The organism is Aquitalea sp. LB_tupeE, from assembly GCF_013391415.1.
Taxonomy (GTDB): Bacteria; Pseudomonadota; Gammaproteobacteria; order Burkholderiales; family Chromobacteriaceae; genus Aquitalea.
The window spans coordinates 15466-37614 of record NZ_JACAXB010000028.1 but is presented as its reverse complement, the minus strand read 5'-3'; the positions used below and the strand labels follow the sequence as shown (position 1 = coordinate 37614).

General features: G+C 59.3%; 24 protein-coding genes. 6 read left to right on the top strand and 18 right to left on the bottom strand.

What is annotated here, in order from left to right:
• Positions 1-132: 132 nt before the first annotated feature.
• From leuB to leuC, 5 genes are read right to left on the bottom strand one after another with little or no spacing between them, the layout of a single operon-like run.
• Positions 133-1197 (bottom strand): 3-isopropylmalate dehydrogenase, encoded by a 1065-nt coding sequence (leuB, locus tag HWX34_RS14395; RefSeq protein ID WP_178972893.1) that lies wholly within the window; start codon positions 1195-1197, stop codon positions 133-135.
• Between the two features lie 42 nt (positions 1198-1239).
• Positions 1240-2001, bottom strand: coding sequence for a class I SAM-dependent methyltransferase (locus tag HWX34_RS14390; RefSeq protein WP_178972892.1), 762 nt, complete (start codon positions 1999-2001; stop codon positions 1240-1242).
• Between the two features lie 13 nt (positions 2002-2014).
• Positions 2015-2659: a 3-isopropylmalate dehydratase small subunit gene (leuD, locus tag HWX34_RS14385; protein WP_045845220.1), complete on the bottom strand. Its 645-nt coding sequence runs from the start codon at positions 2657-2659 to the stop codon at positions 2015-2017.
• Between the two features lie 26 nt (positions 2660-2685).
• Positions 2686-2838: an entericidin A/B family lipoprotein gene (locus HWX34_RS14380; protein ID WP_178972891.1), complete on the bottom strand. Its 153-nt coding sequence runs from the start codon at positions 2836-2838 to the stop codon at positions 2686-2688.
• A gap of 21 nt (positions 2839-2859) precedes the next feature.
• The gene (leuC, locus tag HWX34_RS14375) at positions 2860-4266 is read right to left on the bottom strand and encodes a 3-isopropylmalate dehydratase large subunit (RefSeq protein ID WP_178972890.1); all 1407 of its coding nucleotides are present in this window, start codon (positions 4264-4266) and stop codon (positions 2860-2862) included.
• Positions 4267-4506: 240 nt separating this feature from the next.
• Between leuC and HWX34_RS14370 the strand changes: the two genes are divergently transcribed.
• The gene (locus HWX34_RS14370; RefSeq protein WP_178972889.1) at positions 4507-5286 is read left to right on the top strand and encodes a helix-turn-helix transcriptional regulator; all 780 of its coding nucleotides are present in this window, start codon (positions 4507-4509) and stop codon (positions 5284-5286) included.
• Here the strand turns inward: HWX34_RS14370 and HWX34_RS14365 are convergent.
• From HWX34_RS14365 to HWX34_RS14355, 3 genes are read right to left on the bottom strand one after another with little or no spacing between them, the layout of a single operon-like run.
• Positions 5226-6413: an MFS transporter gene (locus HWX34_RS14365; RefSeq protein WP_178972888.1), complete on the bottom strand. Its 1188-nt coding sequence runs from the start codon at positions 6411-6413 to the stop codon at positions 5226-5228. The genes HWX34_RS14370 and HWX34_RS14365 overlap by 61 nt on opposite strands.
• 58 nt (positions 6414-6471) lie before the next feature.
• Positions 6472-6882 carry an RNA-binding S4 domain-containing protein gene (locus tag HWX34_RS14360; RefSeq protein ID WP_178972887.1) on the bottom strand — a complete coding sequence of 137 codons (411 nt, stop codon included), beginning with the start codon at positions 6880-6882 and terminating at the stop codon, positions 6472-6474.
• Complete coding sequence (locus HWX34_RS14355; RefSeq protein WP_178972886.1) at positions 6879-7532, bottom strand: fumarylacetoacetate hydrolase family protein; 654 nt, start codon at positions 7530-7532, stop codon at positions 6879-6881. Before HWX34_RS14355 ends, HWX34_RS14360 begins: the two co-directional genes overlap by 4 nt.
• Positions 7533-7978: 446 nt before the next feature.
• Here HWX34_RS14355 and HWX34_RS14350 point away from each other — a divergent pair, with 446 nt between their 5' ends.
• Together HWX34_RS14350 and HWX34_RS14345 are read left to right on the top strand one after the other, a co-directional pair.
• Entirely contained in the window at positions 7979-9679 is a 1701-nt protein-coding gene (locus HWX34_RS14350; protein WP_370459755.1) for a PHA/PHB synthase family protein, read from the top strand.
• An 82-nt stretch (positions 9680-9761) separates the two neighbouring features.
• Complete coding sequence (locus tag HWX34_RS14345) at positions 9762-10943, top strand: acetyl-CoA C-acetyltransferase (protein ID WP_045845227.1); 1182 nt, start codon at positions 9762-9764, stop codon at positions 10941-10943.
• 218 nt (positions 10944-11161) lie between these two features.
• Here HWX34_RS14345 and HWX34_RS14340 read toward each other — a convergent pair whose 3' ends face one another.
• Entirely contained in the window at positions 11162-11509 is a 348-nt protein-coding gene (locus HWX34_RS14340; protein WP_045845228.1) for a YkgJ family cysteine cluster protein, read from the bottom strand.
• Between the two features lie 74 nt (positions 11510-11583).
• On the opposite strand from HWX34_RS14340, the gene HWX34_RS14335 reads away from it, so the two are divergent.
• Together HWX34_RS14335 and HWX34_RS14330 are read left to right on the top strand one after the other, a co-directional pair.
• Complete coding sequence (locus tag HWX34_RS14335; RefSeq protein ID WP_255496781.1) at positions 11584-12801, top strand: alkaline phosphatase family protein; 1218 nt, start codon at positions 11584-11586, stop codon at positions 12799-12801.
• A 58-nt stretch (positions 12802-12859) separates the two neighbouring features.
• On the top strand, positions 12860-13240 hold the full coding sequence (locus tag HWX34_RS14330; RefSeq protein WP_178972884.1) for a putative zinc-binding protein: 381 nt from the start codon (positions 12860-12862) through the stop codon (positions 13238-13240).
• Here the strand turns inward: HWX34_RS14330 and HWX34_RS14325 are convergent.
• From HWX34_RS14325 to HWX34_RS14285, 9 genes are all read right to left on the bottom strand, one after another.
• The gene (locus HWX34_RS14325; protein ID WP_178972883.1) at positions 13232-14290 is read right to left on the bottom strand and encodes a hypothetical protein; all 1059 of its coding nucleotides are present in this window, start codon (positions 14288-14290) and stop codon (positions 13232-13234) included. The two genes, HWX34_RS14330 and HWX34_RS14325, sit on opposite strands and share 9 nt — an antisense overlap.
• Positions 14291-14358: 68 nt before the next feature.
• Positions 14359-15327, bottom strand: a complete 969-nt coding sequence (locus tag HWX34_RS14320) for an alpha/beta fold hydrolase (protein ID WP_178972882.1) — start codon at positions 15325-15327, stop codon at positions 14359-14361.
• A gap of 74 nt (positions 15328-15401) precedes the next feature.
• On the bottom strand, positions 15402-16130 hold the full coding sequence (locus tag HWX34_RS14315) for a pseudouridine synthase (protein ID WP_178972881.1): 729 nt from the start codon (positions 16128-16130) through the stop codon (positions 15402-15404).
• Between the two features lie 425 nt (positions 16131-16555).
• Positions 16556-17521 (bottom strand): DMT family transporter, encoded by a 966-nt coding sequence (locus tag HWX34_RS14310; RefSeq protein WP_178972880.1) that lies wholly within the window; start codon positions 17519-17521, stop codon positions 16556-16558.
• Positions 17522-17780: 259 nt separating this feature from the next.
• Complete coding sequence (locus tag HWX34_RS14305; RefSeq protein ID WP_178972879.1) at positions 17781-18383, bottom strand: membrane integrity-associated transporter subunit PqiC; 603 nt, start codon at positions 18381-18383, stop codon at positions 17781-17783.
• Entirely contained in the window at positions 18380-20050 is a 1671-nt protein-coding gene (locus tag HWX34_RS14300; RefSeq protein WP_255496779.1) for an intermembrane transport protein PqiB, read from the bottom strand. The genes HWX34_RS14305 and HWX34_RS14300 overlap by 4 nt, the downstream gene beginning before the upstream one ends.
• The gene (locus HWX34_RS14295; protein ID WP_178972878.1) at positions 20037-20678 is read right to left on the bottom strand and encodes a paraquat-inducible protein A; all 642 of its coding nucleotides are present in this window, start codon (positions 20676-20678) and stop codon (positions 20037-20039) included. The genes HWX34_RS14300 and HWX34_RS14295 overlap by 14 nt, the downstream gene beginning before the upstream one ends.
• The gene (locus HWX34_RS14290; RefSeq protein ID WP_178972877.1) at positions 20660-21298 is read right to left on the bottom strand and encodes a paraquat-inducible protein A; all 639 of its coding nucleotides are present in this window, start codon (positions 21296-21298) and stop codon (positions 20660-20662) included. Before HWX34_RS14290 ends, HWX34_RS14295 begins: the two co-directional genes overlap by 19 nt.
• A complete protein-coding gene (locus tag HWX34_RS14285) occupies positions 21295-21624 on the bottom strand; it encodes a helix-hairpin-helix domain-containing protein (RefSeq protein ID WP_178972876.1) in 330 nt (109 codons plus the stop codon). The genes HWX34_RS14290 and HWX34_RS14285 overlap by 4 nt, the downstream gene beginning before the upstream one ends.
• A gap of 125 nt (positions 21625-21749) precedes the next feature.
• On the opposite strand from HWX34_RS14285, the gene HWX34_RS14280 reads away from it, so the two are divergent.
• Complete coding sequence (locus tag HWX34_RS14280; RefSeq protein ID WP_178972875.1) at positions 21750-22079, top strand: DUF2249 domain-containing protein; 330 nt, start codon at positions 21750-21752, stop codon at positions 22077-22079.
• The last annotated feature ends 70 nt before the right edge of the window (positions 22080-22149 follow it).

The window sequence follows — 22149 nt, the reverse complement described above, 5'->3', positions numbered from 1 at the left end:
CTGGGATCTGTCTCTAAAGTTGCGATTGGCCCGTTAACGCAAGCGCCAGCGGGCCAAGTATTTTTATTACCCCATTGTGCAGCGCGATAGCGCAGGTGGCAATGGGGTCAACCCTATCAGGGTGAAGTTTTTTTACAGCGCTGCCACCACTGCGTCACCCATGCCGGAGCAGCTGACTTTCTGGCAGCCTGCCTCGAAGATGTCGCCGGTACGGTAGCCCTGGGCCAATACCTTCTTGACCGCATTTTCCACGCGCTGGGCGGCTTCTTCCTGGGCAAAGGTGTAGCGCAGCATCATGGCGGCAGACAGGATGGTGGCCAGCGGGTTGGCCAGGTTCTTGCCGGCGATGTCCGGTGCGGAACCATGCGAAGGCTCGTACAAGCCCTTGTTGTTCTGGTCCAGCGAAGCCGACGGCAACATGCCGATGGAGCCGGTGAGCATGGAGGCTTCGTCGGACAGGATGTCGCCAAAGATATTGCCGGTCACCATCACGTCAAACTGCTTGGGGTTGCGCACCAGCTGCATGGCGGCGTTGTCCACATACATGTGGCTCAGCTCTACCTGTGGGTATTCGCGCGCCACGTCGATCATGATTTCTTTCCAGAACTCGGTGGTTTCCAGCACATTGGCCTTGTCTACCGAACACAACTTCTTGTTGCGCTTCATGGCAATGCCAAAGGCAACGTGGGCGATGCGGCGCACTTCGCTTTCGCTGTAGCACATGGTGTTGAAGGCTTCGCGCTCGCCCTGCTCGTTCACACCCATGCCGCGCGGCTGACCGAAGTAGATGTCACCGGTGAGTTCGCGCACGATCATGATGTCCAGGCCCGACACCACTTCCGGCTTCAGGGTGGAGGCATTGGCCAGTTCCGGGTACAGGATGGCCGGACGCAGGTTGGCAAACAGGTTCAGGTCCTTGCGGATGGCCAGCAGGCCACGCTCGGGACGCAGCGGGCGATCCAGCGTGTCGTATTGCGGGCCGCCAACCGCACCCAGCAACACGGCGTCGGCGGCACGACACAGCTTCTGGGTGAATTCCGGATACGGCACGCCATAGGCGTCGTAGCCGGCACCGCCCAGCGGGGCTTCTTCCAGCTCGATCGGCAGGCCGTCCTGACGCAGTACATCCAGCACACGACGTGCCTGAGCAATGATTTCCGGACCAATGCCGTCACCCGGCAATACGGCGATTTTCATGATTTATCCTTTGATTTCGGTATTTGCTTGTTTTTGAATTGTTTACGCCGCCCACAGCACAATCACGTCGACGGTAAAGCTACCGTCAGCCTCGATGGCGTAGTAGTCGCGTACTTCCTGGCCAACAGACTGCTGTAACAGGCGAATGGCCTCGCGCAGGGTTTGTGGCGTGCGCATGCGCTCCACCCACACGCCAAATTCAAGTCGCAGCTTTTGCCGCATCACCTGCTGCACTTGCCAGCCGGTAGCAGTCAAGGCGGCCAGCCATTCAGCCATGGCGTAGTTGTGGACATGGCTGGTATCGCGCAGTACTTCAACCGCTTGCAGATAGGTATCCAACAGGGGTTGGCCGGGCGACATCACGTCGATGAAGGCAAGTTTGCCACCGGGCTTGAGCACCCGGCGCGCTTCACGCAGCGCCAGACCCAGATCACCCCAATGGTGGGCGGAATAGCGGCTGAACACGAAGTCGAATTCGCCATCGGCAAATGGCAGTTGCTCAGCCGCGCCCTGCTGTGTGGTGAGCGTGCCGAGGCCACGCGACGCCGCCTCGTCCGCCACCACTTGCAGCATGCTGGCCGACAAGTCGTAAGCCACCACGCCGGCGGCGTGCTCAGCCACCTGAAAGCTGACATGGCCGGCACCGCAGCCCAGGTCCAGCACCCGCGCCGCGCCATGCTCACGCACGGCTTGCTGTAGCTGGGCAAACTCGGCCCCTTGGGCGTGTACCTGGCTGTGCAGGTAGGCGGCCGCCTGGGCACCAAATTGTTGCTGGACGTGTTCTGCGTGTGCGCTCTGGCTCATGTCATTCTCCGGTTCAGGCCTGATGGAACAACCAGGGTTGCGACTGACGACGTGCCGCTTCGTAGGACTTGATTTCTTCCGCGTGCTGCAAGGTGAGGCCGATTTCATCCAGACCACCCAGCAGGCAGTGCTTGCGGTGCTCGGTGATGTCAAAGGCAAACGACTGGCCGGACGGGGTGGTGATGGTCTGCGCTTGCAGATCCACCGTCAGGCGGTAGCCTTCGCTGGCTTCGCATTCGCGGAACAGCTGGTCCACCACTTCAGCCGGCTGCACGATAGGCAACAGGCCGTTCTTGTAGCAGTTGTTGAAGAAGATGTCGGCAAAGCTGGGGGCGATCACCACGCGGAAGCCTTGGTCGTCCAGCGCCCACGGTGCGTGCTCGCGACTGGAACCACAGCCGAAGTTTTCCCGTGCCAACAGCACTTGCGCACCGGCATAGCGCGGGAAGTTGAGCACGAAGTCCGGATTGAGCGGACGCACGCTGTTGTCCATGCCCGGCTCACCGTGGTCCAGATAACGCCATTCATCGAACAGGTTGGGGCCAAAGCCAGAACGCTTGATCGACTTGAGAAACTGCTTGGGGATGATCGCGTCGGTATCGACATTGGCACGATCAAGCGGGCACACCAGCCCGTCCAGTTTATTGAATGCTTTCATGAGATTCTTTCCGCTGCATGCCGCCCTTATTGGGCAGCGTGTTCGATGGCCTGTCCGGCCTTCTGAATGCCGTGGCCGACAGCCTGGCCGCCTTGTTTGAGGTCTTCACCCACGCCGTGCACGGTATTGCAGGCAGACAGCAGGATGGTCACAAACAGGCTGAGTGCAATTTTTTTCATGGATGAATTCCTTTCGCAGAATTAAAGCTGACGGATGTCAACAAAATGGCCGGTCACGCCCGCCGCAGCTGCCATGGCCGGGCTGACCAGATGGGTACGTCCACCCTGCCCCTGACGGCCTTCGAAGTTGCGGTTGGAGGTGGAAGCGCAACGCTCGCCCGGTTGCAGACGGTCGGCATTCATGGCCAGACACATGGAGCAACCCGGCTCGCGCCATTCGAAACCTGCCGCGATGAAAATCTTGTCCAGCCCTTCGGCCTCGGCCTGCGCCTTCACCAGACCGGAACCCGGCACCACCAGCACTTGCTTCACGCTGGCAGCCTTGGTACGACCACGCGCCACTGCAGCAGCTTCACGCAGGTCTTCGATGCGGGAATTGGTACAGGAGCCGATAAACACAATGTCGACCGGGATGTCTTTCACCGGGGTATTGGCAGTCAGACCCATATAGGCCAGCGCGCGTTCAATACTGCCCTTCTTGACCGGGTCGGTTTCGGCAGCCGGGTCCGGTACGATGCCGTCGATATCGGTCACCATTTCCGGGGAAGTACCCCAGGTCACTTGCGGCTTGATGTCGCTGGCTTCCAGCTCTACCACGGCGTCAAAATGCGCGCCCTCGTCAGAATGCAGGGTGTTCCAGTAAGCCACGGCCGCGTCCCACTGTGCGCCGGTGGGCGCAAACGGGCGGCCCTTGACGTAGTCGATGGTTTTTTCGTCCACCGCCACCATGCCGGAGCGGGCACCGGCTTCGATAGCCATATTGCACAAGGTCATGCGGCCTTCCATCGACAGGCTGCGAATGGCCTCGCCACCGAACTCGATGGCATAGCCGGTACCGCCGGCAGTGCCGATTTTTCCAATAATCGCCAGCGCCACGTCCTTGCCGGTAATACCAGCAGGCAGCGGGCCATTCACCTTCACCAGCATGTTCTTGGACTTTTTGGCAACCAGGCACTGGGTGGCCATCACGTGCTCCACTTCCGAAGTGCCGATGCCATGTGCCAGCGCACCGAAGGCACCATGGGTGGAGGTGTGGCTGTCACCGCAAACCACGGTCATGCCCGGCAGGGTGGCGCCCTGTTCCGGCCCCATCACATGCACAATACCCTGCCCCTTGTCCTTGAACGGGAAGTAAGCCAGCGCGCCGAAGGACTTGATGTTGGCGTCCAGAGTTTCTACTTGCTGGCGGGAGATCGGGTCCTTGATGCCTTCGTCCCAGTGATCGGTCGGGGTGTTGTGGTCGGCGGTGGAAACCACCGAATCCACACGCCACAGGCCGCGGCCAGCCAGTTTCAGGCCTTCAAAGGCTTGCGGACTGGTCACTTCGTGCACCAGATGGCGGTCGATATAAAGAAGAACCGTGCCGTCGGCCTCTTCCCGCACTACATGGCTGGACCAGAGCTTGTCGTAAAGAGTTTGTGCTGTCATGGCTTCCTGCTCGTGAAATGGCGGTTGCAACACCGCCGGTTTGCCGGATACAAGGCAGCCATTCTGTCACGCTGATCATTACCGCCACAAGGCTGTCCTGCTTGCCCTGGCCGTGGTGCGCTACAGAAATCGGCTGCTGTTGGCACACATCATCGCGCAGCTTTTTTCCTAGTACAAGATAAGCATTTATACTAGTACTATAACTACTACGCTAAAGCAGAAACCCGGACAGGAGCCTTCATGAGTCAGCCCAAGATCACCAGCCCGCTGGGCGAATTCATCCGTGCCCATCGTGAACGGGTCAGCCCGCAACAGGCCGGCTTGCCAGCGGGCAGCCGACGCCGTGCCAAGGGCTTGCGGCGCGAGGAAGTGGCCGCCCTGTGTGGCATCAGCCCCACCTGGCTGACCTGGATCGAACAGGGCCGCAGCCAGTCGGTATCCGCGCCCACCCTGTCACGTCTGGCCGATGCCCTGCTGCTGACCCATGCCGAGCGCGATTACCTGTTCAAGCTGGCCGGACTGAAAAACCCACAGGACCGGCCTGTCGAACGCAACCCGCAATCACGCCAGGCCTTGCGTGACGCGGTAGATGTCATCGGTGCACCGGCATATGTACTAGATGCCAACTGGGACGCGCTGGCCTGGAATACGCTGGCGGCGGAACTATTCAGTGGCTGGCTGGATCAGCCACTGGCACGACACAATCTGCTGGATTTCATGTTTTTGCGCAGCGAGTCACGCCAACTAGTGGAAGACTGGCCGGTGCGGGCGCGGCGCATGGTGGCAGAGTTTCGCGCCGATGCAGGCGAGCGCCTGGAGGAAAACAGCATCCGGCAATGGGTGGACACCCTGCGCCAGGGCAGTGTGGAATTCGATACCTTGTGGCAGCAGCATGACGTGCAAGGCCGCGAAGGCGGCGAGCGCGCCTTCAATCACCCGCAGCGCGGCCGCCTGGTGTATCAGCAGCTGACGTTGAATCTGGCTGCAGCACCGGAACTCAAGCTGATCATGCTGCTGTAGGTTTGACGCAGGGTTCCGGCCGCAACCAGCGCTGCGGCCACTACCGACATGCCAAACGTTGGCAACATGCCGCCATGCGGCCACAACAAACCGCCGACCAGACCACCGGAACTGCCGCCCACACCAAACGAAGCAATGATATACAAGCCCTGCGCCCGGCCCTGATGCTGCTGGGCAAACAAGCGCTGAATCAGCCCCACCGAAGTGGCATGGTGCAGACCGAAGGTCAGCGCATGCATGCTTTGCGCCAGCACCGCCAGCACCGGCTGCTCCACCGCACAGGCAATCAGCACAAAGCGCAATACAGCGGTCAAGAGCGAGGCCAGAGAAAAGCGCCCCATGATGCGCGACATCAGCAAGAACACCAGGATTTCACTGATCACCCCCACCGACCACAACAAGCCGATGGCACCCTTGTCATAACCGGCATGGCGCAGGCCGATGGAATAAAAAGTATAATAAGGCCCATGGGCGTAAGCCATCAGGAAACAACAGGCAAACAAAGCCAGTACGCGCGGCTGGCGCAAGGTCTGCCAGATCGGCCCGGCCGCTTGATGTTGACGGGGATTGCTGACATCCGGCACAAACCAGCCGGCCAGCACGATGAATGCCAGCAGCAGCAAGGCCCATGGCAGATTGACCAGATGAATCAGGTCCAGCACATAACCGCCCACCATGGACAGGCAGACAAAACCAATCGACCCCCATACCCGCACCCGGCTGTACCTGCCCGGCTGGGCGCGCGTGAGGTAGGCCGTACTGGCTTCCACCAGCGGCAAGGCCCCGGCCCAAAAGAAATGCGATACCGCCAGACTGGTGAAAATCCACCAGAAACCATGGCCCAGCCCCACCAGCGCAAACGCCAGTGCCGAACACAAGGAGGTACTGATGATAATGGCCCGCCGCCGCCCTTGACGGTCTGCCAGCCAACCCCAGAAACCGGGAGCCACAATACGCGCCAGCGTGGACAGTGCCATCAGCACGGAAATTTGCAGTGCAGAAAAGGACAGCGATTCCAGATACAAGCCCCAGAAGGGGCCGAACAAACCCTGAAAGGCGAAATAGGCAAAATAGAACAGCGCAAAAGGACGCAGGGAGGGCGCAGCAACAGCAGATGAGGCAGACATCAATACACAATCAGACAAGGGCTGCCACCGTCCGGCATCTGGAACGGTGGCATGGTCATTACAGGGAGCCCTTGAAGCGTGAGATGTCACGCCGGGCCTTTTTGGTGGGGCGGCCTTCGCCATGGGGAAAGCTGGCGTGTTCGGCCTTCAGCAGCAACATGCGCTCTTCGCGCTCAGCCTTGCCCGCTTCATCTTCCTGATACATCAGCACCGCCTCCTTGGCCGGACGACGCTGGGTGGCCAGTTGCAGCACGGTAATCCGGTATTCCAGCTGGTTGATGCGCAGCAACAGTTCGTCACCCTCGCGCACAATGCGCGAAGCCTTCACCCGCTCGCTATTCACCAGCACCCGGCCCAGTTCCAGCGCCTCGTGCGCCAGCTGGCGCGTCTTGTAAAAACGCGCAGCCCACAGCCATTTGTCCAGCCGCACCTTGCTGTCGTCTTCGTCCTGCTCGCGTTGGCGGCTCATGCAGCCACCGTCCAGTCAGCACTTACCACACCGTCCAGCTGCAAGTGCAGCACATCGCCAGCATACAAGGCTGCGACACCTTGTGGCGTGCCGGTGTAGATCAGATCACCAGCCGTCAGGCCGTAAGTCTGCGACAGATAATGGATGATGGTGGCCAGCGGATACAGCATCAGTCTGGTATCACCTTGCTGACGGGTTTCGCCATTCACCAGCAGGCTAAAGCTGAAGGGCTGGCTGACATCCACAGTGGAAACGGCGACAAAGTCGGACACACAAGCCGCATGAGGAAAACCCTTGGCCTTGGTCCAGGGCTTGCCGCCTTTCTTCGCCTCGCTTTGCACATCACGCGCGGTCAGATCCAGGCCTATGCCCACACCCGCAATGTGAGACAACGCATCGGAAGCAGCAATGTCAGAACCACCCTTGCCGATCAGCAGCACCAGCTCGCACTCATGGTGCACATCAGCAGAATAGGCAGGCAAACACATGGGCTGCCCGCTCAAGGTAAGCGCGGAAGTCGGCTTGAGGAACACCAGCGGCTCTTCTTCCAGTTGATTGCCCAATTCGGCCACATGTGCCGCGTAATTGCGGCCAATGCAGAAAATATTGCTGACTTGCTGCGCTGCGCCATCCAGCATGACAACGGCCATGATGCACTCCTTACAGTTCAAGCGCTCAATTATCCCAGATGTGACATGCTTGCGGGAGCTGATTAATGATTATACGTATGTCATCACAAGAGCATTTCCTGCTACCATGCCGGCCGCCATGACTGAAGCGGTGGCCTGTCCATGACATACGCCCAGAACAGGCTGTGGTATTGGGTTAAGGACATGGACATGAATTGTGCGTTGCCGCAACAGCCCGACACCCAGCATGGATTTTTTCATGTCGGCTTACCGCCAGCCGGTGAAATTGTCATACAGTCCTGTTACAGTCAGCGAGTACCCCGGCGGTGGCAACACCACCAGGCCACCCGGGCAGCACGTATCCACCCACCTCTCACGGCACGTTAAGGAGATGTACCTTGACTCAGGACACGACCGCTTCTCTGGAGAGTTTCTTCTCCAGCCTCTCCGAGGCCAACCAGCAGTGGATGCAGCAGTTTGTCAATTCGATGACCGCAGGCATGCCGCTGGACGCAGCAGCCAATCCCATTTCCGGCGCCTGGAACCAGATGGTGAGCAACACCAACCAGATGCTGGCCATGCAAACCAATCTTTACCAGCAGCAAATGAACATGTGGCTGCAATTCCTTGGCCAGAAACCGGCCGAGGCCGCCGCAGCGCCTGCCGCCAGCAGTGATCGCCGTTTTGCCGCACCGGAATGGAACGAGCACCCGTTCTACAGCTTCCTGAAACAAAGCTATCTGCAAACATCGAAGTGGATGACAGAGCTGGTTGACCAGTCGCAACTGGAAGACGAGTCCAAGGAAAAACTGGCATTTGCCACCCGCCAGTATCTGGATGCCATGGCACCGACCAACTTCATGCTGACCAACCCCGAAGTCATCAAGCGGGCGCTGGAAACCAAGGGCGAAAGCCTGGTGGAAGGCATGAAGAACATGGCCGAGGACATCCAGAAAGGCCATATCTCGATGTCGGACGAAAGCAAGTTCGAGATCGGCAAGAACATCGCCACTACACCGGGCGAGGTGGTTTTCCGTAACGAGCTGATCGAACTGATCCAGTACACCCCGACCACCACCGAGGTATACGAAAAGCCGCTGCTCATCGTTCCGCCCTGCATCAACAAGTACTACCTGATGGACTTGCAGCCGGACAACTCCATGGTGCGCCACTTCGTCGCCCAGGGTTACAAGGTATTCCTGATCAGCTGGCGTTCGGCTGTCCCGGAAATGAAGCATTTCACCTGGGAAAGCTATATCGAAAAAGGCGTGATTGCCGCAGCCGAAACCGTCAAGAAAATCACCAAGCAACCCAGCATGAATGCCCTGGGCTTCTGCGTCGGCGGCGTCATCCTCAACACCTCCTTGTGTGTGATGCAGGCCAAGGGCATCAAGCTGATCGACAGCGCCACCTTTATGACCTCGCTGGTTGATCATGCCGATCCGGGTGAAATCAAGGTCTTCATCGACGAAAACCTGGTGGCCAGCCGCGAAGCCAAGCTGGCCAGTGGCGGCATTGTCAGCGGCAAGGAAATCGGCCGTACCTTTGCCAGCCTGCGCGCCAACGATCTGGTATGGAACTACGTGGTCAACAACTACCTGCTGGGCAAGACGCCGGCACCGTTTGACCTCCTGTACTGGAACAACGATGCCGTCGATCTGCCGTTGCCGATGCACACTTTCTTCCTGCGCCAGTTCTACCTGAACAATGCGCTGGTGAAGAAAAACGCCATCACCCTGTGTGATGTTCCCATCGACATCAGCAAGCTGGACATCCCGCTGTATGTATTTGCCGCCCGTGAAGACCACATCGTGCCGTGGAAATCGGCCTTCTCCGGCATCAAGTACATGACTGGCGCACCGTCGCGCCGCTTCGTGCTGGGCGCTTCCGGCCACATTGCCGGCTCCATCAACCCGGTCACCAAGGACAAGCGCAACTACTGGGTGAATGAAAACCTGGTGGACGACCCGGAAGTCTGGCTCGAAGGCGCAGAAAGCCGTCCGGGCAGCTGGTGGAAGGACTGGGACAGCTGGTTGGCCCCGCAATCCGGCAAAAAGATTGCCGCGCCCAAAGTGGCTGGCAGCAAGGAGTTCCCGGCGCTGGTAGCCGCACCTGGCACTTATGTCCTGGCCAAAGCCATGCCCAGCACGGTAGCCAGCCTGCAATAATCTTCCGATGCCCGGCACACGCATGCCGGGCACATGCTCCTGACAGGGGCCCCCACCGCAGAACCATAACGGAGAGTTAGCTATGCAAGAAATCGTGATTGTTGCCGCCCTGCGTACCGCTGTAGGCAGCTTTGGTGGTGCACTGTCCAAAGTTCCGGCCCCCGAACTGGGCGCCACCGTCATCAAGGGCCTGCTGGCCCAGACCGGCGTAAAGCCGGAAGACGTGAGTGAAGTGATTCTGGGTCAGGTACTGACCGCAGGTGTCGGCCAGAACCCGGCCCGCCAGGCCTTGCTCAAGGCCGGCCTGCCGATCACCACCCCGGCCACTACCCTGAACGTGGTATGCGGCTCCGGCCTGCGTGCAGTTCATCTGGCAGCCCAGGCCATTGCCAATGGCGATGCTGAAATCGTGATTGCCGGCGGCCAGGAAAACATGTCGCTGTCCCCGCATATCCTGCCGGGTTCGCGTGACGGCTTCCGCATGGGCAATGCCCAGCTGGTGGACACCATGGTGGCCGACGGCCTGACCGATGTGTACAACCAGTACCACATGGGCATTACTGCGGAAAACGTGGCAGAAAAATACGGCATCAGCCGTGAAGAACAGGATGCGCTGGCTCTGGCATCGCAAAACCGTGCCGAAGCTGCCCAGAAAGCAGGCAAGTTCAAGGACGAAATCGTTCCGGTGCTGGTGCCGCAACGCAAGGGCGACCCGGTTGCCGTTGATGCCGACGAATACATCAAGGCCGGCACCACGGCCGAAACCCTGGCCAAGCTGCGTCCGGCCTTCAAGAAAGACGGCACCGTGACCGCCGGCAATGCCTCGGGCATTAACGATGGAGCCGCTGCCGTGATGCTGATGACCGCTGCCAAGGCAGATCAACTGGGCCTGAAGCCGCTGGCTGTGATTCGTGGTTACTCCCTCACCGGCTGCGCTCCGGAAATCATGGGTATCGGCCCGGTTGCCGCCACCCGCAAGGCCGTGGAAAAAGCGGGCTGGACCGTGGAAGAGCTGGATCTGGTGGAAGCCAACGAAGCTTTTGCCGCCCAGGCCCTGGGTGTGGCACGCGAGTTGGGTTGGTCTGCCGACAAGGTCAACGTCAACGGTGGTGCCATTGCCCTGGGTCACCCGATTGGCGCATCCGGCTGCCGTGTACTGGTTACCCTGCTGCACGAAATGCAGCGTCGCGATGCTAAGAAGGGCCTGGCTACGCTGTGTATCGGTGGTGGCATGGGCGTGGCGCTGGCAGTGGAACGTCGCTAAGCAAGCACCCAGTGCTGACAACAAAACCGGGCCATGGCCCGGTTTTTTATTGGCACAAAAAAAGCCCCGGCATACTGGCCGGGGCAGCTTCGGTCAACCGCCCTGCTGGCTGGCCGAGGTGGAGACAAGACACCAAACAGCGGCTGGATCAGATCGCATGTTCGGCATGGTTTCAGGATAGCTGGTGAAAAATTCTTTCCCAGTCTGAATAGTGGCACTTAGTCCAGTTGCAATGGCGGCAATCCGTTTTGAGCCCGAGCGCGATTACAGGCTTCTTCATACACACCAATGCTGGCACGCGCGCCGAACTCACGACACGGCGAAGGGCGGTCGCTGTAAATGCCACAGCTGACCGACTCACCAACCTTGCCAACCAGGGCAATGCAGCGCGGACGCGCATAGTCGGTTCCACGCATGCGCATGATGGTGGAAGTCTCCTCATCGGCCAGGCGAGCCGGCACACGCCCTCCCGGCTCGGTGTCCAGTTCGGAATAGTGAAAACTCACGCGAAAGGCTGCACAGCAGGCACCGCAGCGCTGGCAGATGTTTTGCTCGGCTTGGGTCATATGAAAAACCAGGGATTCAAGTCGGCACAGTATGCCTGTAAGCTGGCTGAATTTCAGCCGTCATGCGAGCCCCCATGCCCTCTGCACTGAGCCGTTTTTGCCCCGGCAGCCATTGGCCCGACTATCAAGGTGGCAGCCTGCTCAACCTGATGACCAGCCTGAGCCATGAGCTTGGCGGGCCGCAGAGCGGACATGCCAGATTATCTAAACCCTGGCTGTCAGGCATCGGCCAGCACAAGCATGTGGTTCTGGTGCTCATCGACGGGCTGGGCGAGCAGCAATTGCGCACGCTTGGCCCCGACAGCGTGCTGCAACGCAAGCAGTGCACGACCTTGAGCAGCGTGTTTCCGGCAACCACGGCTGCCGCCATCACCACACTGCTGACCGGCCAGCCACCCGCCAGCCACGGCTTGATTGGCTGGCATCTGCATTGCCAGACAATACCGGACAGACAGGAGCACATTGTTGCCCCATTGCCCATGTCGGTACGCTACCCGGATGACAGCACACTGCTACCGGAGCAACTGGCCGGGCAGTTACTGGTCTGCCCGCCTTTGCTACCACGACTTGGCCGGTCCGCACACATTCTGCAACCGCAGTACATCGCCGATTCACCCTATAGCCTGCACCATGCAGGAAGCGTGCAACGCACCGGCTATCGAGATATCGATGATGCGTTTGCACAGCTGGCGAGCTGCCTGCAGCAGAGTGATGTGCCCGCGTTCCATTATCTTTACCTGCCTCAGCTTGACAGCCTGATGCATCGCCAGGGCTGTCACTCCCCTGCCGTGCATTCTCTGTTTGACCAGCTGGATACGGCCTTCGCCCAGCTGGTGGACGTGGCGGAGCAGACAGACACTGCCATCATGGTCACCGCCGATCATGGGTTTATCGACACACCGCGCACGCGCATGATCAGCCTGGACCAGGACTTCCCCGCGCTATATGCCATGCTGGCACAACCATTGTCCGGCGAGCGCCGGGCCGTGTTCTGTCATGTCAAACCGGGGCTGAAAAACGATTTCATGCATGATGCGCAACAACTGCTAGGAGAGGCCTGCTGGGTGCTGGACAGCAATCTGTTGCTGGAAAATGGCGCATTTGGCCCCGGCGAAGCACATCCTCAACTGGCCAGCCGTTGCGGTGATGTCACCCTGCTGGCACGCGAGGACTGGAGTATCCGCGACACCCTGTCCTGGGAAAAACCGCTGCACCTGCCAGGCCAGCATGGCGGGGTAAGCACCGCAGAAATGAAGGTGCCGCTGGTCCTGCACCTCCCCCGGAAGAGCTAGGCCGGCTTCCTCTTGCGACGGATACCTTGCTGCATGACATGCACAGCACAATGCATGCATGACAGCGAACAAATTCCCACTGGTTTACGCCTGTTCCGGCTGCTCCAGCGCCGCGCAGATGGCAAACGACCTTGCCTTGCGGCTGGATCGTGAAGGTCTGGCTGAAATGTCGTGTATTGCCGGCGTGGGCGGTGGCGTCCCTGGTCTGGTGAAACTGGCTCAGTCGGGCCGCCCCATTCTGGCACTGGATGGCTGTCGCCTCTCCTGTGTCCAGGCTTGCCTGAGTCAGGCTGGGGTTCAGGCAAACCGGGTTTTGCTGCTGTCAGACCAAGGAGTGGTCAAGTACAAGCATCAGCCTTATGCCGTCAGCCAGGCCGAGGAAATCTGGCCACGCGTCAAGCTCAGTGCCGAGGTGCTGGCCACCGGCCAATCAGAATAAGCCGCCATGCATCTGTTGCTGCTGCAATTCTGCCAGCTCATCGGCAAACTGCTGCTCCAGCTCTTGCACCTGCTGGCGCTGGACCTGCACCGGCATCAACACCCGGGAGATGGGTTGCAACTGCCCCAGCACCACCTGCTCGAACCGCAAGGCGGTAACGTCATCCGCATCCTGGCGTTCATGTAATACACCCATGCGGTTCAGGTAGATGGTTTGTGCTTCGAGGTGAAAAAACCGCGCGGGCTGCTCCAGTACTTCGCAGACCACATCCAGAATACCTTCCAGTTCGGCAAGCCGGGCCAAGGGCTGCAATTGCTGCTGTATTTCCGATTCACGCCGACGCAGGATTTCGGCATCCTCCGGTGACAGCTTGGCCATGCTGTCCGCACCACCGGTCGCATCAATCACCACCCTGCCCGCATGCCCGAAAGTAGCCAGCTTCAACTGGATTTTGTCCAGTTCGGTCTGCAAATCCAGCCGCATTTGCTGCAGTAATTTGATACGCCTGTCGATCACGGCTACCAGCACAGCCAGGCCACGGCGACGCGCACTCTGCAGCAGGTCTTCGGGCGAGGCAGACGGTTCGATCAGCCGATGCTGGTCGAAACTGACAATCTGCTGGGCGACATCGCTGCGGATTTCGCCATTGTGCTCCACCATGCCAAAGCGCATGCTTTCACTCCGGCTCATGCTGAGGATGGCCCAGGCCTGGTCGCCCTGGCTGGCGGACAGGAAAAATGACTGCAAGGGCTCGCTGCTTTTCAAACAAAGCAGCAGGCTGAGCGGGCTGGAAAACAGCAGGCCCAGACGGCGGTCGGTACTGAAACTGCGCAAAGACAGTTCAAGCGGATCAATCTGCTGCCAGGGTAGTCCGGCGAGATAGTCCAGCGTCAGCCTGATACCCGGCAACAGGCGTTGCTGATACCCGGGCAACAAGCGCAAACGCCCGTCACAGCCGTCTATCACCATCTCGATGGCATGCAAGGCAGCTGCCTTTTCTTGCTGGGATGCCTTGTCCAGCCCAAGTTTTTGCCACAACCAGCCCAGCATCGCTCAAGTCTCCTTCAAACGGGTAAGCCGCACTGCCTGATCAATACAGGAGTGTGACAGGATCACTGTCAGGCTGGCATCTGCTGCAAAATGTTCTGCAACACAGCGACAGTCTGCGAGGCAGACACGACAGGCAGGACATGCGTTCCGCCGTCGATGGTGAACAATGGTGCCTTCAGCGAACAGGCCAGCCGTTGGCCGATGGGCAAGGGAAAGATTTCATCCTGAGTCCCCCACACTACTGCGGCCGGCATGGCCAGCGGCTGGCTGAGACGCTCGACATGTGCCTGCTGGCCGGTGGCCAGCTCCTGCATCAGTGCACGCAACTGGGGTGCGCGGTGCCGGTAATAAAACGCCCATACATCCTGCAGTAAAAACCGTGGGGCCCTTGCCAGTGGACTCCCCACCAGCGCCATCATGCGCGCCAATGCTTGCACATCACTGGGCACAAACAGTTGTTCTGCAGACTTTACCGCTGCCCGGTCAAGCAGGTCTTGCTGATCATCAGGGGTGTAGACCATGCCTGGCGAGGCCATGATCACCAATTGCGAAATCTTTTCCGGCATGCGCCGGGCCAGTTCCAAGGCAACGAAACCACCGTAAGACAAGCCCACCAGTTGTACCTTGTCCGCAACACGGGCACGGATCAGCACTTCCAGAGCATCCGCCTGTGCCTGTAGCGCAGGTACTGCTGATGCATGACTGCGACCGAACCAGAGCAAGTCAGGCACCAGCACCTGATGCTGTTTTGCCAATGCCGCCATCACCCGCCCCCAACTGGTAGGGCCATCCCCGCCAAAGCCGTGGATCAGCATGACTGCGGGGCCGGCCCCCCCTTCCAGATAGGCCAGTTCGCCTGCAGGCAGGGCCAGTCGGCGTTGCCGGAAGCCGGACCAGCGCAAACCACCGCGCAACAGTCGCTGTCCACATGCAGAGGGATAAGCGCACAACAAGACGAGGCCAGACAGCCCGATGAGCAAACAGATCAGTAACAGGTTCATGTTCTTGATGATGTCATGGTGGACGGACAAATCCAAGTCGTATCGTGCAATGCACAACGGCGACCATCAGTCGCCGTTGCACTCCACTTCCCAAATCTTGCCGGAAGGGATCAGAACATCTCGTCATCGCGCAGATAGCGCCACTGGCCGGTAGGCAGATTGCCCAGCTTGATGGTGCCGATACGGATACGCTTGAGGCCTACCACGCGCAGACCAACCAGCTCGCACATGCGACGGATCTGGCGCTTTTTGCCTTCGCGCAGCACAAAGCGCAACTGGTCTTCATTCTGCCAGACCACTTCTGCCGGTTTGAGTGCTTCGCCATCCAGCGACAGGCCATGGTTGAGCAAAGCCAGGCCGCGCTCACTCAATTCACCTGTCACCCGGACCAGATATTCTTTCTCGACCGTAGAATTTTCCCCAATGACGTGCTTGGCCACCCGCCCATCCTGGGTCAGGATCAACAAGCCCACCGAGTCGATGTCCAGCCGCCCGGCCGGTGCCAGGCCGCGCAGATGTGCCGGTATAAAGCGCTTCTTGCTGGGGTCCTCCGACCAGTGATTTTCCGGCTTGACCAGCGTCACAGCAGGCAAATAGCCTTTTTCGGCCTGGCCGGACACATAACCCACCGGCTTGTTGAGCAAAATGGTCACGCGTGACGATTGGGCATCCTGTGCCTTCTTCAGCACTTCAATGGTGTTGTGCGGCAGCACCTTCTGGCCAAGCACGGCAACTTCGCCATCTACTTTGACCCAGCCTTGTTCGATATAGCTGTCCGCCTCGCGACGGGAGCAAATACCCAGTTCGGCCATCCGCTTGGAAAGGCGTACGGGTTCCATGTAAAGCATCCTGTAATAAAAAAAGCGGGTAGCACCGGTTGCGCACTGCCAGTGCAAAATTATCCTGGGCAGCGCGTCACCACCGGCACAGCCGCTGTTGATCTGGCGCTATTGTAGGGGATAGACCGCAGGCTGACCATGTTTACCACCGCCGGGCAGCCACGGAAGAGCTATTTGATGATCGGGACAAGAAAGAAAAACCGAAAGACGGACAAGAAAATGCCCGGTGAAACGGGGAGGAATCACCGGGCCGAGCTAAGCCAATACTGAAGAGGAACAAAAGCCAGAGGTACTTCAACTACAAACAAAATTAAGGATGGCAGGTACTGCGGGAGATCCAATAAGTACGGGCACTGCCAACGATGTGTACTTTAGTGGTTGATGCTGTTTTGCACCATCCGTATAAATCCGTAGTCAACTCCGCATCACTCTGCGGCAGACAGCGTAGCCTCGCGCTGCACAGGCTCGTTGGCCTTTGCATTCCGACTGAGCGAAGACAACACGATACCGCCAAAAATCGCTGCCAGGCCCGCAACATGATACCAATGCAGCTCCTCCCCCAGCAGAACAATGGATTGCACCGCGCCAAACGCAGGCATCAGGTAGAGAAATCCGGCGGCCTTGGCTGCGCCGACCTGGGCAATGGCGCGGTTATACATCAGGAAAGCCAATACCGAAGGGAAGATGCCCAGATACAACAAGGCCGCCCCGGCCGGCAGCGACAGGGGATGAAAACCACCGGCCAGCCAGGTTTCCTGCACAAAAGCGGGTAGCAACATGAGTTCGCCCACCAGCAGCAGCACCATCATCATCACCAGGGCATCCAGCCCGGGTAGCAAGGTACGCAGTCCAAGGGTATACACCGCCCAACACAAGCCCGCGGCCAACACCAGCAGGTCTCCGTGGCTGAACTGGAAAGCGCTTACTCTCAGCACATCGCCTTTCAATACGATGAGCAATGCACCAGCCATGGCCGCCAGCATGCCCAAGCACTGGCGTCGGGCCAGCTTTTGCCGGAAATACAGCGAGCCAAGCACCAGCACCATCATGGGCGTTGCGCTATTGAGAATGACGGCATTCGTTGCCGTGGTGGTGAGCACCGCCACATACACCAGTGTATTGGTCAAACCAATGCCAAACACCCCCAGCAGCAGCATTTTGCGCCATTGTTGTCGCAGCAAGGGCCAGGCCCGACCGAGTCGCGGCAGGCCAAATGGCAGCAGACAGAGCAAGGCAATGGCCCAGCGGCCGAACGCCAGCCCGAAAGGGCCGATCTGACCATGAATGGCGCGGGCGATGACAAAATTGGTGGACCATAACAGCATGGTCAGCACCAGCAGCAAATAGGCATTACCGGATGTAGCAGGTGAAATGGGGGCAGGCGATGACATGGCAAAAGTCAGAAAGAATGAATGCGGTTCATTCTATCCAGTCGCAAAATAAACTTAAGCCAAAATATGCTTAATTATTACAATTTTAATGCTATTAATTTCAACAAATAAAAACAAAAAACCAGTCAATCAGGCTTTCAAGCAATCAACACAAAACAACCAACAAAATCCACAGCATCTCCCCCATCCTGCCAAGCCCTGTGCGCCAGCGCGCCTCAGCAGCCGGACAGGAAAGCAACGCGCCTGCCCGCCCCTATGCTCACCCCGCTGGATGCAGATAGTCCGGATGTGCAGCCATGGCATCGCCAATTTGCCGGCTCAACGCATCCAGCAACTGCTGCTGTGCAGCTACCAGCGCGGCATTACCCGCTACAGTCACTGGCTGCTGCTGGTTGAAATAACCTTGCAGCAACACCTTGTGCGAGGCGGGCTGTACCAGCCGCCAAGCCGCAGCCAGCGATGCGCCCTGTCCATGACGCAGGCGGAATTCACGGAGATCCAGTTGCAAGCTGAGGTCGGTCCGCCCCAGGCTCAGTTGCGGTGCTGCATAGATGGTGGACAAGCCCAGCTGCACGGCCAGGTTTCCTGCCACAGCCTGGGTCAACAGGCGGCTCAGGCTGGCCGTCCAGTAATCCTGCTCTTGCAGCTGCGGGCGGCCTTCGGCGTTCTCCAGCAGTAATTGTGGCCTGTCCATCCCGGCCGGCAGCGTAACCTGCTCCACCAGCAATACCGCTCCGGGCCGCTGGTTCTGGCCTGGCATGCTGGTGGCCTGCAACTGGTAGAAGCGGGATGGCACCGAGGTGCAGGCCGTCAGCAGCACGGCACACAAACACATTCCACGGGCAAGGTTGCGCATTTTCATGGCTTATTCTCCTGTTTGCCACGGATCAGAGCTTCCGGGTGACGGTCCAGATAATCACTCAGCGCACGGAAGCTGCGCGCGGTCTCGGTAACTTCCTGCGCGGCTTTGCGCACATCCTGCTGCAAGGGGGAATTGGCTTGCAGGGCCTGGCTGGCACTGTCCAGCGTCTGTTGCAACTGCTGCAGGGTTTGCAGGGTTTGCGGCACTACCTTGCCATCCAGGCTGTTGCCCAGCTGTTGCACGGTATTCAGGGTGGCGTGCAGCTCCTTGATGGTGCCATCCAGCTCCTGGCCTATGCTGTCAAACGGTACCTTGTCCAGCTTGCGGGCAATGCGTTGCAGCACGCCTTGCAGCTCTTCCAGGTCGCCAGGAATGGTAGGCAGCACATCCATGCCCTGACGATGCAGCAACTGGGCTGGCTTGGCATCGCGGAAGAAATCCAGTGCCACATACAGCTGGCCGGTGAGCAAGCTGCCGGAGCGCAGCTGCGCACGCATGCCGTGTTCCACCATCTTGTCCAGTTTCAGCTGGTGCAGTTTTTCCGCAGTCAGATTGCGTGACAGGCTGAGCAGACGGCTGGGGAAGATGCGGATGCTCACCAGCATGTTGAAGTCTTTGCGCGGTGCATCGTACTCCATGCCAATGCTGGTGACATCGCCAATCACGATGCCACGGAAATCGACAGGCGCACCCACGGTGAGTCCACGCACCGATTGCTGGAACTTCAGCAACAGCGGTACTACCTCATGATCTGGCGATTGCATGGCCTGTTCACGCGTATTGGACAAGGTGTACACCGCACCGGCTGCGGCCGGTTTGTCCTCGGTCGGGCTGACCGGTGTTTCGAACGCCACGCCGCCCAGCATGATGGCGCTGAGCGATTGGGTGTTCACCTTCAGCCCGTTGGCTGAAATCGACAAATCAATACCGCTGGCATGCCAAAAACGGCTATCCGCCGTGACAAAGTGGTCGTAAGGGGAGTTGATGAACACCGTGATGTCGACATTGCTGCCGCTCTTGTCCAGCTGATAAGCCACCACCTGCCCTACCGGCACCCGGCGGAAATACACCGGCGCGCCAATATCCAGCGACCCCAGCTCTGCCGCCTTGAGCACGAACTGGCGACCGGGCAGGTCCCCGGTAATGATGGGCGGTACATCCAGACCGGTGAAATGCTGGCTCATTTCGCTGCTTTTGCCTGCATCCATGCCGACATAGGCACCGGACAACAAGGTGCCCAGGCCGGAGACGCTACCACCGGCAATGCGTGGCCGCACAATCCAGAAGCGGCTGTCGCGCGCCAGGAAGCGTTCGGCCTCCTTGCTCAACTGGGCAGTGGCTTCAATATTCTTGCTATCCGGGCTGATACGCACGGCCGTGACTTCACCGATATCCACATCCCTGTATTTGATACGGGTTTTGCCGGCCTCCAGCCCCTCACCACTACGGAAGGTAATGGTAATGGTGGGGCCGCGCGACAGAATGGCCTGCACCGCCAGATACCCGCCTATCAAGGCTGCCAGCAGCGGAATCAGCCACACCATCGATGGCGACCAGCGGCTTTGCCGTGCCGGGCTGGCAAGCGCCACGGGCAAGGCATCCTGCGCGGCAGCATTCTCTGGCGGGCGGGTTTCTTCTGTTTGTGCGGAAGGCTTATCGCTCATCATCGTCCTCGAATACATCCCAGATCAGTCTGGGATCAAAATGCATGGCAGAAAGCATGGTCAGTACCACCACGGCGCCAAAAGCAATGGCACCCGGCCCGGCCTTGATGGTGGCCAGCGATTGCAGCTGCACCAGAGCCACCAGCAAGCCAACCACATAGATATCCAGCATCGACCATGGTCCCACCACTTCCAGCAGGCGGTATAAGCGGGTGCGCTGGCGGGGTGCCCAGCGCGAACGCCAGTGCACGGTAAGCAGCAACAGCAACATGGACAAAATTTTCAGCAAAGGAACCAGCACGCTGGCCACGAACACCACCAGGGCCAGCGGCCAGGAACCGCTGCGCCACAAATAGGCTACCCCGCTCATGATGGTATCGCGCTGGGTGCCGGACAGCATTTCCGTCAGCATGATGGGCATCAAATTGGCCGGGATGTAGCACAACATGGCTGCCAGCAAAAAAGCCCAGGCATATTGCAGGCTATGCGGTTTGCGCTGGTGCAGGCTGGCACCGCAACGCGGGCAGCTGACTGCCGCTGCCGCCGGAGCGCTGACCCGGCTCAGTTGACCACAGGCATGGCAGCGCCACACACCCTGACTGGCTGCGCTTTTCAAGTTCGGTCGCGACATGCCTGATAGCGCTCCCACAGCATGCCCGGGTCAAAACGGCTGGCATTACCGGCCAGCAGCACGATCAGGGCAAAAAACGACCACAAACCAATACCGGGATGCACCTCGGCCATGTGCGCCAGCTTCACCAGCGACACCAGCACACCCAGCAGAAATACTTCCACCATGCCCCAGGGATGCAGCACATGCACCAGCCGCATTACCCGTGCAAAACCGCGCGGTGCATGGCCAAGCGACAAGGGCAAGAGCAAATACAGCAGGCAGAGCAGCTCCAGCCCCGGCGTCAGCACGCCGGTCAGCAACACCAGCAAGGCCACCGGTTCCATTTGCTGCTGCGACAGCTGCCAGGTCGTGCCCAGCAAGGTGGTCGCCGTTTTCACCCCCCCGGCTTCCAGGCCCACTACGGGAAAGGCATTGGCCAGCACAAACACCAGCAAACCCGCCAGCACCAGAGCCAGCGAGGTACTGGGCCGGTAGGCAGGCCCAGGCAATAATTGACCACCACAACGGCAGCAGCTCACCCCCTGTGCACGATTGGCAGGCGCAGCTTGCAACAGATCGCACTCATGACAAGCAAGCAAGGGGGAGGCGGTATCTGGCCGGGATGGGTGCAGGTTCATGGCGCTTTATTGTACAGAGGGATGCCAGCGGCGGCATCACCGGGCAGTTTCTGCTTACGCGCCGCGGTGAAATGCCACCAGGGTAATGCTTCATCATGTTGCAGGTAGTGACAGACGGCAATGAACACATCCAGCACGCACGGGTCGTGGTGCACACCGGTTTGCTGGCACAGTTGCGCATAGAGGCGGTATGGGTCAGCTGCGGTGAGCGAGTGCGGCGATGTGTGTCCCAGCAGGCGCAAATCTGCTGCCATGGCAGGGCCGACATTGGGTAACTGCAACAGCGTACGGGCCAGACTGGCCGGCGGGCAACGCAGCGGATTCATAGGATGCTCCCGATTGGCTGGCCTGCGGGGGGTGGCGATGCGGATTTTCTTATCCTGACTCAAGGATGGGTCATACCCGGAGGCGACACAATCCGGGCTTCACCACCCTCAAGCAGGAAGTCATCATGACAACGCTCTCCCCCCAACTCAATACCAGCTACCTGTTCGACGCCCGTGGCGTTGCCAAACGCTTTCGCCATGCAGCCATTTTTGGCGCGCTCGAATCGCTGCACGACGGCGAAGTGATGCGCTTCGTCAACGATCACGACCCCCTGCCCTTGCTGGAACAAGTCCGCCAGCGTTATGGCCAGCAAGTCACCTTCCGCTATGCCGAACGTCAGCCGGAGATGATTGTGATTGAATTCCAGATCAGCCTGAACCAGGTACAGGAAGCCGCACCGGCTAGCAGTGGTGGTTGTGGCGGCGGCGGTGGTTGCGGTTGTTCCGGGCAGTAATGTGCAGGCTGTCCGGCAATGACAAACTGACAGTATGACAATGGCTGTTGCAGGGTCGAGCGGTTTACCC